Consider the following 15599-nt stretch of genomic DNA (forward strand, 5'->3'; position numbering starts at 1 on the left):
GCGCATCGCGGGCCCGTCATTTTTCTGTCACCTCTTGCCGCCATGACACGCCATGCGCTTCCTCGCCACGTTCCAGACCCTCGATTTCCTCGACACGCTGCTTAGCCTGACGACTGCGTTCGTTCTCGGCACGCTGATCGGGGCCGAGCGGCAGTACCGGCAGCGCACCGCGGGGTTGCGGACCAATGTGCTGGTGGCGGTCGGCGCGGCGGCCTTTGTCGATCTTGCGATGCAGCTCGCCGGATCCGACGGCGCCGTGCGCGTCATTGCCTATGTCGTCTCCGGCATCGGCTTTCTCGGCGCCGGCGTCATCATGAAGGAAGGCACCAATGTGCGCGGCCTCAACACCGCGGCGACGCTGTGGTGCTCGGCCGCGGTCGGCAGCTGCGCCGGCGCCGACATGATCGCGCAGGCGCTGGCGCTGACGGTTTTCGTGCTGGCCGGCAACACGCTGCTGCGGCCGCTGGTCAACGCCATCAACCGCGCGCCGCTCGACGAGAAATCATCCGAGGCGACGTATTATTTCAAGCTGACCGTATCCGACCAGGCTTTGGCCGGGCTGCGCGAATATCTGGTGGAGCGGCTGGAGGCGGCGAATTATCCGGTGGCCAATATCGACGTCGTTGATCTCGGCGACGATCAGCAGGAAATCACCGCCATGCTGGTCTCGACCGCGATCGACCCCCGCGAACTCGACGTCGTCGTCGCCGACCTGCAGCGCCGCTCCGGCGTGGGCCATGCGACCTGGGAAGTCAGCACCAAGGACTGAGCGGCGCCGCGTTGCTGGCCGCGTCGTGATGACAACGGAACCATGAAGTTCCGCATCCGTTGACCACCGACATAAATGAGGTGGCAATCATGATCGCAACCCGTCGAAAACGCGCATACCGCAACGACCTGTGGCTGGCCGGCGCCATGGTCGTGGCCGGGCTAGGCATTTCCGCCGCCTCGCTGGCGCAGCTCGCCCCGGAGCACGCGCAAATGGCGCAGGCCACCCAGCCGCTGCAATCGACCCCCGGCGCCGCCAGCAAGCCATCGGAGCCGGCAGAGCCTGCGACCACCGGCGCCCGCCCGCAGGAAATCCCGCCGCAGCCGGCGCAACCGGATGCCGACGCGCAAAAGGCGGGTGCCACGCCGGCTCTGCCGCCGTCACCGGCCGAAAAAATGGCGCCGCCGATTTCGACCAAATAAACGTTACGCGGTTTCTGGACCGAAGTTGTCATTCCCGGGCGCGAGCGCACCAGCTCAAGCGAACTCCAGCCGCTCTCATCGGAGCGGCGGGGTATCTCGACATGCGACGGTCAACATCATGAAGTTCCGGGAGGCAACGGCCGGCTTCGCCGACCGCTGCATCCCCAAATGACGGCTTGGTGTCAGCGCACCAGGACGTTCTTGAACTGCCAGGGATCGCTGGTGTCGATGTCTTCCGGGAACAGGCCGGGGCGGCCTTCCAGCGGGGTCCAGTCGGTGTAGTAGCCCTTCACCGGGCCGAGATAGGGACCCTGGATCTCCAGCAGGCGATGGAAATCCATCTCGTCGGCTTCGACGATGCCTTCTTTCGGGTGCTCCAGCGCCCACACCATGCCGCCGAGCACGGCGGAGGTCACCTGCAGGCCGGTGGCGTTCTGGTAAGGTGCCAACTCGCGGGTCTCCTCGATGGAGAGCTGCGAGCCGAACCAGTAGGCGTTCTTGCCGTGGCCGTAGAGCAGCACGCCGAGTTCGTCGATGCCGTCGACGATCTCGTTCTCGTCGAGGATGTGGTGCTTCTCCTGCATCTTGGCGGCGCGGCCGAACAGCTCATGCAGCGACAGCACCGCGTCATCCGCGGGGTGATAGGCATAGTGGCAGGTCGGCCGGTACACGGCCTTGCCCGACGCATCACGCACCGTGAAATAATCCGAGATCGAGATCGACTCGTTGTGGGTGACGAGGAAGCCGTATTGCGGTCCGCGCGTCGGGCACCAGGTGCGCACGCGCGTATCGGCGCCGGGCTGCATCAGATAGATCGCCGCACCGCAGCCGGTCTGATGCGTGTGCGCGTTCTCCGGCATCCATTTTTCATGGGTGCCCCAGCCCAGTTCGGACGGCTGCACGCCTTCCGACAGGAAGCCTTCGACCGACCAGGTGTTGACGAACACGTCCGGCTCTTTCGGCTTCTTCGAGCGCTGGGTGTCGCGCTCGGCGATGTGGATGCCCTTGACGCCGCACTGGCGCATCAGGTCGGCCCACTCCGCCTTGGTCTTTGGCTCGGGCGCATTGAGCTGCAGGTCGGCGGCGACGTTCAAGAGCGCCTGCTTGGCGAAGAACGACACCATGCCGGGATTGGCGCCGCAGCACGACACGGCCGTCGTCGAACCCGGGGCGCGCGCGTTCTTGGCGGCCAGCGTGGCTTCACGCAAAGCGTAGTTGGAGCGCGCTTCCGGGCCTTTTGATGCGTCGAAATAGAAACCGAGCCAGGGCTCGTTGACGGTGTCGATGTAGAGCGCGCCGAGCTCGTTGCAGAGCTCCATGATGTCCTTCGAGCCGGTATCGACCGACAGGTTGACGCAGAAGCCCTGGCCGCCGCCTTCGGTCAGCAGCGGCGTCAGCAGCTCGCGATAGTTCTCTTTGGTGACGCCCTGCTGGATGAAGCGCACGTTCTGCTTCTCGCAATGCGCCTTGCGGCCCTCGTCCTTGGGATCGATCACGGTAACGCGCGACTTGTCATAGTCGAGGTGGCGTTCGATCAAAGGCAGCGTGCCTTTGCCGATCGAGCCGAAGCCGACCATCACGATAGGTCCGGTGATTTTTGCGTAGATCGGCCAGGGGGTGGTCATTCAGGTAGCTCCAGACAGTCAATGGACGAGACGGCGGACACAAGCCGCGCCGTTCGTGGGGGTGGAAAGGTTCAGGTCGAGCGCCGCTTCGCCGTCACTTCGATTTCGACTTTCATTTCCGGCTTCAACAGGCCGGCCACGACGAGGATGGCGGATGCCGGCCGGATCTCGCCGAAATGCGCGCCGGTGACCGCGAACACCGCGTCCGCGTCGGCGCGGTCGGTGATGTAATAGGTCGCGCGCACGATGTCGGCCATTTCGAAACCGGCTTCCGTCAGCGCGGCGCCAATGGTCTTGAAGCAGTTCTGTGTCTGCGCCGTGACATCGGCCGGCATCACCATGGTGGTGTAATCGTAGCCGGTGGTGCCGGAAACGAACGCGAAGTCGCCGTCGACCACTGCGCGGCTGTAGCCGCCGGCTTTCTCGAAAGGCGATCCGGTGGAAATCAGGCGGCGGGTCATTGCGGGGCCCTCGAAATGAACAGGCCCCGCAATGCCGTGTATTGGCCGGCAAATCAAGCCGGGCGTGCTCGCTTCACCCTCCCCCGCAGGGCGGGAGAGGGAAGGAAGAGCGCTCAGATGTGGAAGGTGCGCAAGGGCGGGAAGCCGTTGAACGCCACGGCCGAATAGGTCGACGTGTAGGCGCCGGTACCTTCGATCAGCAGCTTGTCGCCGATCTCCAGCGTCACCGGCAGCGGGTAGGGCAGCTTCTCGTACATCACGTCGGCGGAATCGCAGGTCGGGCCGGCGAGCACGCAGGGCGTCATCTCGGCGCCATCGTGGCGCGACTTGATGGCGTAGCGGATCGACTCGTCCATCGTCTCGGCGAGACCGCCGAACTTGCCGATGTCGAGATAGACCCAACGCACCTCGTCCTCGTCGCTCTTCTTCGAGATCAGAACGACTTCGGTTTCGATGATGCCGGCATTGCCGACCATGCCGCGACCCGGCTCGATGATGGTCTCCGGGATCGCGTTGCCGAAGTGCTTGCGCAGCGCACGGAAGATCGAACGGCCGTACTGCACGACCGCCGGGACTTCCTTCAGGTACTTGGTCGGGAATCCGCCGCCCATGTTGACCATGGAGAGGTTGATGCCACGCTCCGCACAGTCGCGGAACACGCTCGACGCCATCGCCAGCGCGCGGTCCCACGCCTTCACCTTGCGCTGCTGCGAGCCGACATGGAACGAGATGCCATAGGGCTCGAGGCCAAGACGCTTGGCGAGTTCGAGCACGTCGACGGCCATTTCCGGATCGCAGCCGAATTTGCGCGACAGCGGCCACTCGGCGCCGGCGCAATCGTAGAGAATGCGGCAGAACACGCGGGCGCCGGGCGCGGCGCGCGCGATCTTCTCGACCTCGGGCGCGCAGTCGACCGAGAACAGCGCGATGCCCAGCGCATGGGCGCGCGCGATGTCGCGTTCCTTCTTGATGGTGTTGCCGAACGAGATGCGCTCAGGGGTCGCGCCGGCGTCGAGCGCCATCTGGATCTCCTGCACCGAGGCGCAGTCGAAGCACGAGCCCAATGATGCCAGCAGCGACAGCACTTCCGGCGCCGGATTGGCCTTCACCGCGTAGAACACCCGGCTGTCCGGCAGCGCCTTGGCGAAGCTGTGAAAGTTCTCGCGCACGACATCGAGATCGACGACCAGGCAGGGCTCGATATCGCTGCCTTCGGTACGGCGGGCGCGGAGGAATTCCTGGATACGTTCGGTCATAGCACTCTCCCGGACGGCCCAGCGACGGGTCGCGTCCAAAAAATGATGACGGTTCAGCGCTTTCGGGCAACGACGCGCGATGGAGGCGCGGCAAAGCCGAAAGTACAGACCGTAAGTGCTGCCGTGGATTGGTCGGGTGTTACCCTACCGCACACCTGGCAATGAAGGACAAGCCTCTTCGGTATTCGCGCTGGCTGATGGAAAGCCAGCAGAGACCAAAAAAGCCCGATCCGTCGTTGCTTTAAGTCGCGTCCCCCGTTGAGAACGAGGTGCGCCGGTTCGCCTCCGGCTGCCAGTCACGGTTGCAAGGATCAAGGTCACCTTCATCGGCATCCCTGGAGAGAGATGCTGGCCTCCCGATCTTGCGACCCGGTGACCCTCGGCTTCCTTGTCCCTTGGCGGCTGTCCGGCCTCTTGTCCGGATACCTACCGACTGACACACGACCACAGGCACGTGCGAAATTGGGCAAGATTGCAATTAGGGTGTTTGGGTGGGGGGCGCAAGAATTTTCTTGAGGGCCGCGACCATTTTGCTCGATGAGGCGGCGAAGCGTTGCAAACATGACGCAGCCAGGCGGCGAACATGAACGAACGTTAAGTCAGATGAAAGGAAGTAGGAGCTTTTTGACGCAGGAGTGTGAGGGGTAGTGCTCTGCTGCGCCCCCTCATCCGACGCGGACTTCGTCCGCGCCACCTTCTCCCACAAGGGGAGAAGGAAGGAAGCGAGCTACTCATCCCCGCCTTGTGAACGGCTCGATGCGTGCTGCGTTGCGCATGAAAGCCGCCATGATGACGACGCCCCCGAGGAACAGCGCCACCTGCAGGATGTGCTCGCCGGTGGTCGACAGCCCAAACAGGATCGACAGCGCCCAGCCACCCGCGAACGCCGCGCCGAACACCTCGGCACCGATCAGGATCGCGGCCGAAATCACGGTGATGACGCTGGGCCAGTAGATCCGGCGGGGGGCAGGGGAGGTGGTCATGTTGAAAGTCCTTTTGCGGGCCGCAATCTCTCCGAAAAAGCCCGCTGCGGCAAGCGCTAAAGGGCCCAAAAAAGCCTCACGGCATGGTATAGATGCCGCACGTAAAAAGCGCGGCAAATCAGGATTTATGATGTCAGACAGCTTGAACTCCGTGGCCACCCCTCACGCGCTCGACAATCCGCTGCTGCGCCCGTGGACGACCCCGTTCGAGACCCCGCCTTTCGCCGAGATCACGCCCGAGCACTTCATGCCGGCGTTCGAGCAGGCGTTTTTCGACCACGCAGCGGAGATCTCGGCCATCGTCAACGACAATTCGGCGCCGGACTTCGCCAACACCATCATCGCGCTGGAGCGCGCCGGCAAGCTGCTCGGGCGCGTCGCTTCGGTGTTCTACGATCTGGTCTCGGCGCATTCCAACCCGGCGCTGCTGGCGATCGATACCGAAGTGTCGCTGCGGATGGCGCGGCACTGGAACCCGATCATGATGAATGCCGTGCTGTTTGGCCGCATCGCCGCGCTGCACGACAACCGCGCCGAACTGGGTCTGACGTCCGAGCAGATGCGCCTGCTGGAGCGCAGCTACAACCGCTTCCACCGCTCCGGCGCCGGCCTCGACGAGGTGGCCAAGGCGCGGATGGCGGAGATCAACGAACGCCTGGCGTCGCTCGGCACCTCGTTCAGTCACCATCTGCTTGCCGACGAACAGGGATGGTGCATGGAGCTAGGCGAGAACGACACCGCCGGCCTGCCGGCAAGCTTTGTCGCCGCCGCGAAGGCCGCGGCCGAAGACAGGGGCATGGCGGGGAAGGCCATCATCACCACCTCGCGTTCCTCGATGGAGCCGTTCCTGAAGAGTTCGACCCGGCGCGACCTGCGCGAAAAAGCCTACAAGGCCTTCATCGAGCGCGGCAACAACGGCAACGCCAACGACAACAACGCGACCATCGTCGAAATCCTCAAGCTGCGCGAAGAATCCGCCAGGCTGCTCGGCTTCCCGACCTTCGCTGCCTATCGTCTCGAGGATTCGATGGCGAAGACGCCGGAGGCCGTGCGTGGCCTGCTGGAGCGGGTCTGGAAGCCGGCGCGGGAGCGCGCGCTCGCCGACCGCGACGCGCTGCAGGAATTGATCGCCGAGGAGGGCGGCAATTTCCAGCTCGCCGCGTGGGACTGGCGCTTCTACGCCGAGAAGCTGCGGCAGCGCCGCGCCAATTTCGACGACGCCGCGATCAAGCCCTATCTCGCGCTCGACAACATGATCGCCGCCTCGTTCGACACCGCGACCAAATTGTTCGGCGTCACCTTCGAGGAGCGCCGCGATGTCCCGGTGTGGCATCCCGACGTGCGCGTCTGGGAGGTCAAGGACGCCGATGGAAAGCACAAGGCGCTGTTCTACGGCGACTACTATGCCCGGCCCTCGAAGCGCTCCGGCGCCTGGATGACCTCGCTACGCGACCAGCAGAAGCTCGACGGCGACATCGCGCCGTTGATCCTGAATGTCTGCAACTTCTCCAAGGGCACCGACGGCCAGCCCTCGCTGCTGTCGCCGGACGACGCCCGCACGCTGTTCCATGAATTCGGTCATGGCCTGCACGGCATGATGTCGAACGTGACCTATCCCTCGCTGTCCGGCACCTCGGTGTTCACCGACTTCGTCGAACTGCCGTCGCAGCTCTACGAGCACTGGCAGGAGCAGCCGCAGGTGCTCAGGCAGTTCGCAACGCACTACCAGACCGGCGAGCCGTTGCCGGACGATCTCCTGCAGCGCTTCATTGCCGCGCGAAAATTCGGCCAGAGCTTTGCCACGGTGGAATTCGTGTCGTCGGCGCTGATCGATCTCGAATTCCACACCCAGCCGGCCTCGGCCAGCACGGATGTCGCGGCGTTCGAGAAGAAGGAGCTTGAGAAGATCGGCATGCCCGCGGAAATCGCGCTGCGGCACCGGCCGACCCAGTTCGGCCACATCTTCTCCGGCGATCACTATGCCTCGGGCTATTACAGCTACATGTGGTCCGAAGTAATGGACGCCGACGCCTTCGGCGCGTTCGAGGAGGCCGGCAACATTTTCGACCCCGCGGTATCGAAACGTCTGCTCGACGATATCTATTCGTCCGGCGGCTCCGTCGATCCCGAACAGGCCTATATCGCGTTCCGCGGCCGCCCGCCGGCGCCGGACGCGCTGTTGCGTCGGCGCGGGCTGCTGGAGCCGGAGGCGGCGTGAGGCGGCTAACGGCAGCGCACTTGCTGTTTGAACGAAGACGCGCCTGTGCCGCTGCGCCCTCTCACCATGTCGTCCCCGCGAAAGCGGGGACCCATATCCTCCGTCGGGATTGTTGACGCGATGCCACTGACCAAACGGACGAACATGATGACAGCGTGGATGGACCCCCGCGTGCGCGGGGATGACTCGTGGAAAGGTTTTGCCGCGACGCTCAGGCTTCGCGTGCTCGGGCTGCTTGCATTACTGGTGGCCTTCGCCGGCTCCCTCACCCCCGCTGCCGCGCATCCCCACGTCTGGGTCACGGCTTCCAGCGAGTTGATCTACGCTGCCGACGGCAGCATCACCGGTGTGCGCCATGCCTGGAAGTTCGACGACATGTTCTCGACCTATGCGCTGCAGGGCATCGAGTCCAAGACCAAGGGCGTCTTCACCCGCGAGGAACTGGCGCCGCTGGCCCAGACCAATGTGGAATCGCTGAAGGAGTTCGGCTTCTTCACCTTCGCCAAGACCGAGGGCAGCAAGAAGCAGCGCTTTCTCGATCCGGTCGATTACTACCTCGAGCAGAAGGACGGCGCGCTGGTGCTGCATTTCACCATGCCGTTCAAGACGCCGTTCAAGGCGAGGCAACTGGCGCTGGAAATCTACGACCCGTCCTTCTTCGTCGATTTCGGCCTGGAGAAGAAAGATCCGATCCGGCTGGTCGGCGCGCCGGCAAACTGCGCTGTCGTGATCGAACGCCCGAGCGACGCCGCCCCCGCCGCGAAGAAGCTCGGCGAGGAGAATTTCATGGACGGCGCCGCCGGCGGCAATTTCGGCGCCATGTTCGCCAACAAGATCACGGTGGACTGCCCATGAGCTTGTGGAGGCGAGGGAAACTCTTGCTGAGTCACGGGCTGGACCTTGCTTACCCTCCGCTGGAGGGGGAGGAAAGCGCAGCTATGACGCGGCACATCGTCTTGATTTTTACATGCGCTGCTCTTGTCGTCGCCGTGCTTACCGACGCCTCCCTGCACACCGCCCTTGCCCAGAATCCGTTCGGCGCTCCGAAAGCCGCGCCGGATTCGCAGGTTGGCGGCATCATCGGCTGGCTCTTGACCAAGCAATCCGAATTCTACCGCGAGATGTCCGCCACGATCCGGGCCGCGAAGACCGACGGCAGCGCGGTGTGGACGCTGCTCTTCATCTCGTTCGCCTACGGCATCTTCCACGCCGCCGGTCCCGGCCACGGCAAGGCGGTGATCTCGTCCTATTTGATCGCCAACGAGGAAACCGCCTTGCGCGGCATCGCGCTGTCGTTCGTCTCCGCGCTGATGCAGGCACTGGTGGCGGTGCTGATCGTCGGCATCGGGGCCTGGCTGCTCAACGTCACCGCCAAGACGATGTGCGGCACCGAGCGCATCATCGAGATCGCCAGCTATGTGCTGATCGCGGCATTCGGCGCCCGGCTGGTGTGGAGCAAGGGGCGTGGCCTGTTGCGGGCCTGGCGTCCGTCGCTGGCCGCGCTCACGCCGGAACTCGCCATCGCTCATGCCGGTGCGTCCCATCACGATCATCACGGCCATGATCACCACCATGGTCACGACCACGCACCTGCCCATACGGCACATGCCGAGCCGGCCGCGCATGGCCATGCCCACGTCCACGACGAGCATTGCGGCCATTCGCATGGTCCGACGCCGGACCAGCTTGCCGGCCCCGGCGGCTGGACGCGCGGGCTGTCGGCGATTGTCGCGGTCGGCATGCGGCCCTGTTCCGGCGCGATTCTGGTACTGGTGTTCGCGCTGGCGCAGGGCATGTTCTGGGCCGGCATCGCCGCCGCCTTCGTCATGGGCCTGGGGACCGCCATCACCGTGGCCAGCATTGCCGTCATCGCCGTGACGGCCAAGGGCCTGGCGCGGCGCCTCGCCGCGGGCCGGGAGGGCCGCGGTGCCCTGATGATGCGCGGGCTCGAATTCGGTGCCGCAGGGCTGGTGTTCCTGTTTGGCATCGGCCTGTTGCTGGGCTATGTGGCTACCGAACGCGTCACGTGTTTCTGAACCCTCCGCCGGCGCCTGTCTTGACAAGGTTCGGCCAACGCGCGAAGCCTTTGATATCATGACGAATGTTGTTGCAATCGAGCGGCCCGCGGTTTCCATCGACAAGTCGCCGGACCGCGTCGGCGTGCTGCTGGTCAATCTCGGCACGCCCGATACGGCCGATGCCCGTGGCGTCCGCGTCTATCTGCGCGAGTTCCTGTCGGATCGACGTGTGATCGAGGATCAGGGGCTGATCTGGAAGCTGGTGCTGAACGGCATAATCCTGACCACCCGGCCGCAACGCAAGGCCAAGGACTACCTGAAGATCTGGAATACCGATCTCAACGAGTCGCCGCTCAAGACCATCACCCGCAACCAGTCCGACAAGCTTGCCGCGGCCCTGGCCGGACACACGCGAATCACGGTGGACTGGGCGATGCGCTACGGCAATCCGTCGATCCGCTCGCGCATCGCGGCGCTGACGGCGCAGGGCTGCGACCGCATCCTGGTGGTGCCGCTGTATCCGCAATATTCCGCGGCGACCTCCGCCACGGTGTGCGACGAGGTGTTCAACGTGCTGGCCGAGATGCGCGCGCAGCCGACGCTGCGGGTGACGCCGCCGTATTTCGACGAGCCGGACTACATCAACGCGCTGGCGGTCTCGATCGAGAGCCACATCGCGACTCTGGATTTCGTGCCCGAACTGATCGTGGCGTCGTTCCACGGCATGCCGCAGAAATACATCGACAAGGGCGACCCCTACCAGACGCAATGCATCGCCACGACCGAGGCGCTGCGGCGTCGCCTGGGGCCGAATGCGCCGCGGCTGATGCTGACCTTCCAGTCGCGCTTCGGCTTCGACCAGTGGCTGAAGCCCTATACCGACAAGACCATCGAGCGCCTCGCCAAGGACGGCCTCAAGCGCCTCGTCGTGGTGATGCCGGGCTTTTCGGCGGATTGCCTGGAGACGCTGGAAGAGATCTCGCAGGAGAACTGCGAGATCTTCGAAGGCAATGGCGGCGAGCATTTTTCTGCGGTCCCCTGTCTCAACGACAGCGAGCCCGGCATGGACGTGATCCGCGAACTGGTACTGCGCGAGCTCAAGGGCTGGATTTAAGCGGGCTGCTTACGGCGGCTGCGGCCGCACGCTCCGCCGTCATCCTGAGGTGCTCGCCGACTTAGGCGAGCCTCGAAGGATGCGTGTTCAGCGCTTGCGGCGCATCCTTCGAGGCCTCGCTTCGCTCGGCACCTCAGGATGACGGTGACATTTGCGGCAAGCGCTTTTCCCGGCTGACGCTGCTATGCTCGGATCCAGACGCATTTTCGCCCCCTGGAGATTTCAATGACCGGTTTCGATATTTTCGCCATTGCCGTGGTCGTGCTGATCATTCTCACGCTGTTCGCCGGCGTGAAGACCGTGCCGCAGGGCTATGACTGGACCATCGAGCGGTTCGGCAAGTTCACCCGCACGCTGTCGCCGGGGCTCAATCTGATCATCCCGTATTTCGATCGCGTCGGCCGCAAGGTCAATGTGATGGAGCAGGTGATCAACATCCCGGAGCAGGAAGTCATCACCAAGGACAACGCCACCGTCACCGTCGATGGCGTCGCATTCTACCAGGTGTTCGATGCCGCCAAGGCGAGCTACGAGGTCTCCGACCTGACGCAGGCGATCGTGGTGCTGACCATGACCAACATCCGTTCGGTGATGGGCGCGATGGATCTCGACCAGGTGCTGTCGCATCGCGACGAGATCAACGAGCGGCTGTTGCGCGTGGTCGATGCCGCGGTGTCGCCATGGGGCCTCAAGGTCAACCGTATCGAGATCAAGGACATCGTGCCGCCGGCCGATCTGGTCGAGGCGATGGGCCGGCAGATGAAGGCCGAGCGCGTCAAGCGCGCGGACATCCTGCAGGCGGAAGGCCAGCGGCAGTCGGAGATCCTTCGTGCCGAAGGGGCCAAACAGGGCCAGATCCTGCAGGCCGAAGGCCGCCGCGAGGCCGCCTTCTTCGACGCACAGGCGCGCGAGCGCGCCGCCGAAGCCGAGGCCAAGGCGACCGAGATGGTCTCCAACGCGATCGCCAGCGGCGACGTCGCGGCGCTGAACTATTTCATCGCCGACAAATACATCAAGGCGTTCGGCCAGATCGCCGACTCGCCGAACCAGAAGATCATCATGCTGCCGATCGAGGCTGGGCGTGCTGGGGTCATTGGCCGGGATCGGCGAAATTGCCAAGGCGACGTTCGGCGACAGCGCGACCGCGGCGCAGGCCGCCAAGCGCGGCTCGGTGCCGAATGTCGGCCCGGTGCCCACGACGCCACAGCGCTGAGGTCCCATCGCCTGAAAGCCGGCGCGTCAAGCGGCCGGTCGACGTGGCTGGTCCTTGTTGCCGCGGCTTGATTGCCAGCCTAAGACCCGCTGACCCGATGCAAGGACTGCCATGATGATCGAGACGTTTTCCTCTCTGGGGCCGTGGTCCTGGCTGATCCTCAGCGCGGTCCTGATGGGGGCTGGAGCTGTTGGCTCCCGGCGTGTTCCTGTTCTGGCTCGGGCTGGCGGCGATGATCGTCGGCGGATTGTCGTTTGCGACGGAGCTTTCCTGGCAGGCGCAGATCCTGATGTTCGCGCTGGCGGCGGTGGCCGCGGTGCCGCTTTGGCGGGGCGCGTCGCAGCCGAAGCTGGGCTCCAACAGGCTCAACAAGCGCGGCGAGGCGCTGATCGGCCGCGAGTTCACGCTGGACAAGCCGATCGTCGACGGCGAGGGCCGGTTGCGGGTCGACGATACGTTCTGGCGCATCTTTGGTCCCGATGCGCCGGTCGGTGCGCGGGTCCAGATCGTCAAGGCCGAAGGCGTCCGCCTGACGGTGGCAGTGCTCTAGAACTGTCCTTCCGGGTTCGCTCTGGCCATGCCCTCGCGCCCCGGAATGACCATGTGTGACTAAGCCACGCCCGCGCGCAGCAGGTCGTGCAGGTGCACGATGCCGATCGGCTTCCTGGCGTCGGTCACCAGCAGCGCGGTGATCTTCGCCGAGTTCAGCATCTCCAGCGCTTCCAGCGCGAGCAGGTCGCGGCTGATGGTCTTGGGATTCTTCGTCATCACCTCGTCGACCGACACGGTCATCAGGTCGGCCCGCATGTGGCGGCGCAAATCGCCGTCGGTGACGATTCCGACGACGTGGCCGTTGCTGTCGATGATGCCGACGCAGCCAAAGCCCTTCGAGGACATCTCCACCAGCGCGTCCGACATCTTGGTGCCGAGCGGCTTCAGCGGCACGGCCGGGCCCGCATGCATCAGGTCGCGGGTATATTTCAGCATCGCGCCGAGCTTGCCGCCGGGGTGCAGTACCGAAAAGTCCACCGAGGTAAAGCCGCGGCCTTCCAGCAGCGCGATCGAGAGCGCGTCGCCCATCGCCAGCATCATCAGCGACGAGGTGGTCGGCGCCAGATTATGCGGGCAGGCCTCGCGCGCTTTCGGCAGGTTCAGCGCGACATCGGCGGCCTGCGCCAGCGTCGAGCCCGGGTCCGAGGTCATCGCGATGATGCCGATCTTGAAGCGTTTGGCGTAGGTGACGAGGTTCTTCATTTCCGGCTGCTCGCCGGACCATGACAGCGCCATGATGACGTCGTCGGCGGTGATCATGCCGAGGTCGCCATGGCTGGCTTCGGCGGCGTGAACGAAGAAGGCCGGCGTCCCCGTCGAGGCGAAGGTCGCGGCGATCTTGCGGCCGATATGGCCGGATTTGCCGAGGCCGGTAATGATCAGCCGGCCGCGGGCGTGGCGGATCAACTCGGCCGCAGCGATGAAGGCGGCGCCGAGCTTGTCCGACTGCAGGGCCGCCGCCAGCGCGGCGACGCCGCCGGCCTCTGCCTCCAGCGTGCGCAGCGCCGAGGCGATGGCCTGGTCAGCTTGGGCCGGGATCGCCTGGTCGGTCATGGGGGCGGTTGCCTGGGTGGAGAGTGCCATCAGTCTGGTGTCCCGGTCGTCGATTTCTGCGATATTCTAGCACGACCGGCGCGCGCTGGCGAAACAAGCAGGCCGGCAATCTCAACCGCCTATTAACCATATCCGTTTTAACTCCCTTAACCATGCGGCGGTCGCGGGCTACCTGCCTGTGCCGCCAAAATCTTGATGTTGCTGGAGTTTGCGGATCGTGAACATGGGTCCCGCCCTGGACCGCCGGAACCGCGCGAAAACGGCTTGCGCGCTGACGGCCGGTCTATGGCTGGCGATGGCGCCGCTGCCGGTGCTCGGCCAGGCCCTGACCTCCGATTTGCTGACCCCGGTGCAAGGCAGCTTCGTGGCGCCGCAGAACTTGCCGCTGCGCCCCAGCCCGGAGACACCGGCCAGCGAGCGCACCCTCGCAACCAGCCCGATCGCGCCGTCGCGCATCGGCCAGCCGGTGACCTACGGCAATGCTGCCGCCTTTGGCGCGGGGCTCTCCAACACCGGCTTCGATTCGGTGAACCGCCGCCGCAAGCTGGTGAAATATTATCCCGGGCAACGCCGGCCGAAGCCGCCGCCCGGTCCCGGCAGCCTGCCGCCGCAGGACGCGGCGCCGGCGCTCACCCGTTCGCTCGACCCGCGCAATAACCGGCCGAGAATCTCGGCCTCGGTCGGAGGCCTCGTTCCCGGACAGCCGCCGCGCAAGCGGCTACGCATCGACACCGATCCGTTCGGCCCGACCGGCGTCTATGTCGGCAGCTTCCTGGTGAAGTCCGCGGTCGAGATCTATGGCGGCTACAACGACAACCCGGCGCGCCTGATCCCGCCGAAAGGCTCGGCGTTTTACCGGATCGCGCCCGAAGTGCTGGCGGCGTCGGACTGGAGCCGGCATTCCGTGATCGTCGACCTGCGCGGCTCGTTCGACGGCTACGACCGGACGTTTCCCTCGGCCCCGCAGCAGATTTCGCCGTCGCCGGTCAATGTCGACCGCATCGACTTCACCGGCAAGATCGACGGCCGCATCGACGTGACACGCGACACCCGCATCAACAGCCAGGTCCGGCTGCGCGTCGGCGCCGACAATCCCGGCAGCCCGAACATCCAGGCGGGCCTTTCCAAGTTTCCGCTGTTCACCACGCTCGGCGGCACGCTCGGTATCGAGCAGGACTTCAACCGCCTGCAGGTCAGGCTCGACGCCTTGATCGACCGCACCAAGTATCAGGACTCCCAACTCACCGACGGCACCTCGACCAGCAACAACGACCGCGACTTTATCCGCTATGGCGGGCTCGGCCGCGTCGGCTTCGAGGTGCTGCCGGGCCTGAAACCATTCGTCGAGCTGCAGGGCGACACCCGCGTCCATGACGTGACGCCGGACCGCTTCGGCTTTCTGCGCGATTCCAACGGCGGCTACATCAAGGCCGGCACCACCTTCGAATTCACCCGCCTGATCACCGGCGAGGTCTCGATCGGCTACACCGCGCGCAGCTATTCGGACCCGCGGCTTAACAACCTGACCGGCCTGCTGACCGCGGCGTCATTGGTCTGGACCGCGACGCCGCTCACCACCGTGCGGATGTTCGCGACGACCTCGATCGATGAAACCACGGTGCCCGGCGTATCCGGCGTGCTCACGCGCAACTACACCGCGCAGGTCGATCATGATTTCCGCCGCTGGCTCACCGCCATCGGCCGCTTCACCTATGGCACGCAGGAATATCAGGACAATCCGCGCAACGACAAATTATACTCGCTGCAGGGCGATCTGGTATTCAAGCTGAACCGCGAGGTGCAGCTCAAGCTGCAGGCACGGCGCGACATCCTCGACTCCAACATCCAGGGCGCCAGCACCGCCGCGACCGTAGTGATGCTGGGCGTCAGGCTGCAGAGATAGAAGCGCGTTTTC

Annotated in this window: 12 protein-coding genes and 2 pseudogenes; 9 read left to right on the forward strand and 5 right to left on the reverse strand. The window is 64.9% G+C overall.

Annotated features, from left to right (window positions below):
• Positions 1 to 52 precede the first annotated feature (52 nt).
• On the forward strand, positions 53 to 769 hold the full coding sequence (locus tag FNL56_RS04770) for an MgtC/SapB family protein (RefSeq protein ID WP_143571822.1): 717 nt from the start codon (positions 53 to 55) through the stop codon (positions 767 to 769).
• Between the two features lie 89 nt (positions 770 to 858).
• Positions 859 to 1191, forward strand: a complete 333-nt coding sequence (locus FNL56_RS04775; protein ID WP_143571823.1) for a hypothetical protein — start codon at positions 859 to 861, stop codon at positions 1189 to 1191.
• Between the two features lie 182 nt (positions 1192 to 1373).
• Here FNL56_RS04775 and FNL56_RS04780 read toward each other — a convergent pair whose 3' ends face one another.
• The 4 genes from FNL56_RS04780 to FNL56_RS04800 all read right to left on the reverse strand — a co-directional run bounded on the left by FNL56_RS04780 (position 1374) and on the right by FNL56_RS04800 (position 5516).
• Positions 1374 to 2816, reverse strand: coding sequence for a homospermidine synthase (locus tag FNL56_RS04780; protein WP_143571824.1), 1443 nt, complete (start codon positions 2814 to 2816; stop codon positions 1374 to 1376).
• Positions 2817 to 2887: 71 nt separating this feature from the next.
• Positions 2888 to 3277: a RidA family protein gene (locus FNL56_RS04785; protein WP_143571825.1), complete on the reverse strand. Its 390-nt coding sequence runs from the start codon at positions 3275 to 3277 to the stop codon at positions 2888 to 2890.
• Positions 3278 to 3390: 113 nt separating this feature from the next.
• A complete protein-coding gene (locus FNL56_RS04790; protein ID WP_143571826.1) occupies positions 3391 to 4533 on the reverse strand; it encodes a type III PLP-dependent enzyme in 1143 nt (380 codons plus the stop codon).
• A 731-nt stretch (positions 4534 to 5264) separates the two neighbouring features.
• Positions 5265 to 5516 carry a hypothetical protein gene (locus FNL56_RS04800; protein ID WP_143571827.1) on the reverse strand — a complete coding sequence of 84 codons (252 nt, stop codon included), beginning with the start codon at positions 5514 to 5516 and terminating at the stop codon, positions 5265 to 5267.
• Positions 5517 to 5646: 130 nt separating this feature from the next.
• Between FNL56_RS04800 and FNL56_RS04805 the strand changes: the two genes are divergently transcribed.
• The 6 genes and pseudogenes from FNL56_RS04805 (at position 5647) to FNL56_RS04830 (ending at position 12629) form a co-directional block, all read left to right on the forward strand.
• Entirely contained in the window at positions 5647 to 7734 is a 2088-nt protein-coding gene (locus FNL56_RS04805) for a M3 family metallopeptidase (protein ID WP_143571828.1), read from the forward strand.
• Between the two features lie 159 nt (positions 7735 to 7893).
• Complete coding sequence (locus FNL56_RS04810) at positions 7894 to 8589, forward strand: DUF1007 family protein (protein ID WP_441351292.1); 696 nt, start codon at positions 7894 to 7896, stop codon at positions 8587 to 8589.
• A gap of 83 nt (positions 8590 to 8672) precedes the next feature.
• Entirely contained in the window at positions 8673 to 9770 is a 1098-nt protein-coding gene (locus FNL56_RS04815) for a nickel/cobalt transporter (protein WP_246660861.1), read from the forward strand.
• Positions 9771 to 9828: 58 nt separating this feature from the next.
• Positions 9829 to 10866 (forward strand): ferrochelatase, encoded by a 1038-nt coding sequence (gene hemH, locus FNL56_RS04820; protein WP_143571831.1) that lies wholly within the window; start codon positions 9829 to 9831, stop codon positions 10864 to 10866.
• Positions 10867 to 11091: 225 nt separating this feature from the next.
• Positions 11092 to 12079, forward strand: a pseudogene (locus FNL56_RS04825) (SPFH domain-containing protein).
• Positions 12080 to 12193: 114 nt separating this feature from the next.
• Positions 12194 to 12629, forward strand: a pseudogene (locus FNL56_RS04830) (NfeD family protein).
• Positions 12630 to 12688: 59 nt separating this feature from the next.
• Here the strand turns inward: FNL56_RS04830 and FNL56_RS04835 are convergent.
• Positions 12689 to 13714, reverse strand: coding sequence for a KpsF/GutQ family sugar-phosphate isomerase (locus tag FNL56_RS04835; RefSeq protein WP_143571833.1), 1026 nt, complete (start codon positions 13712 to 13714; stop codon positions 12689 to 12691).
• A 193-nt stretch (positions 13715 to 13907) separates the two neighbouring features.
• Here FNL56_RS04835 and FNL56_RS04840 point away from each other — a divergent pair, with 193 nt between their 5' ends.
• Positions 13908 to 15587, forward strand: a complete 1680-nt coding sequence (locus FNL56_RS04840) for an outer membrane beta-barrel protein (RefSeq protein WP_246660862.1) — start codon at positions 13908 to 13910, stop codon at positions 15585 to 15587.
• The last annotated feature ends 12 nt before the right edge of the window (positions 15588 to 15599 follow it).

Source organism: Tardiphaga sp. vice304, assembly GCF_007018905.1.
Classification (GTDB): domain Bacteria; phylum Pseudomonadota; class Alphaproteobacteria; order Rhizobiales; family Xanthobacteraceae; genus Tardiphaga.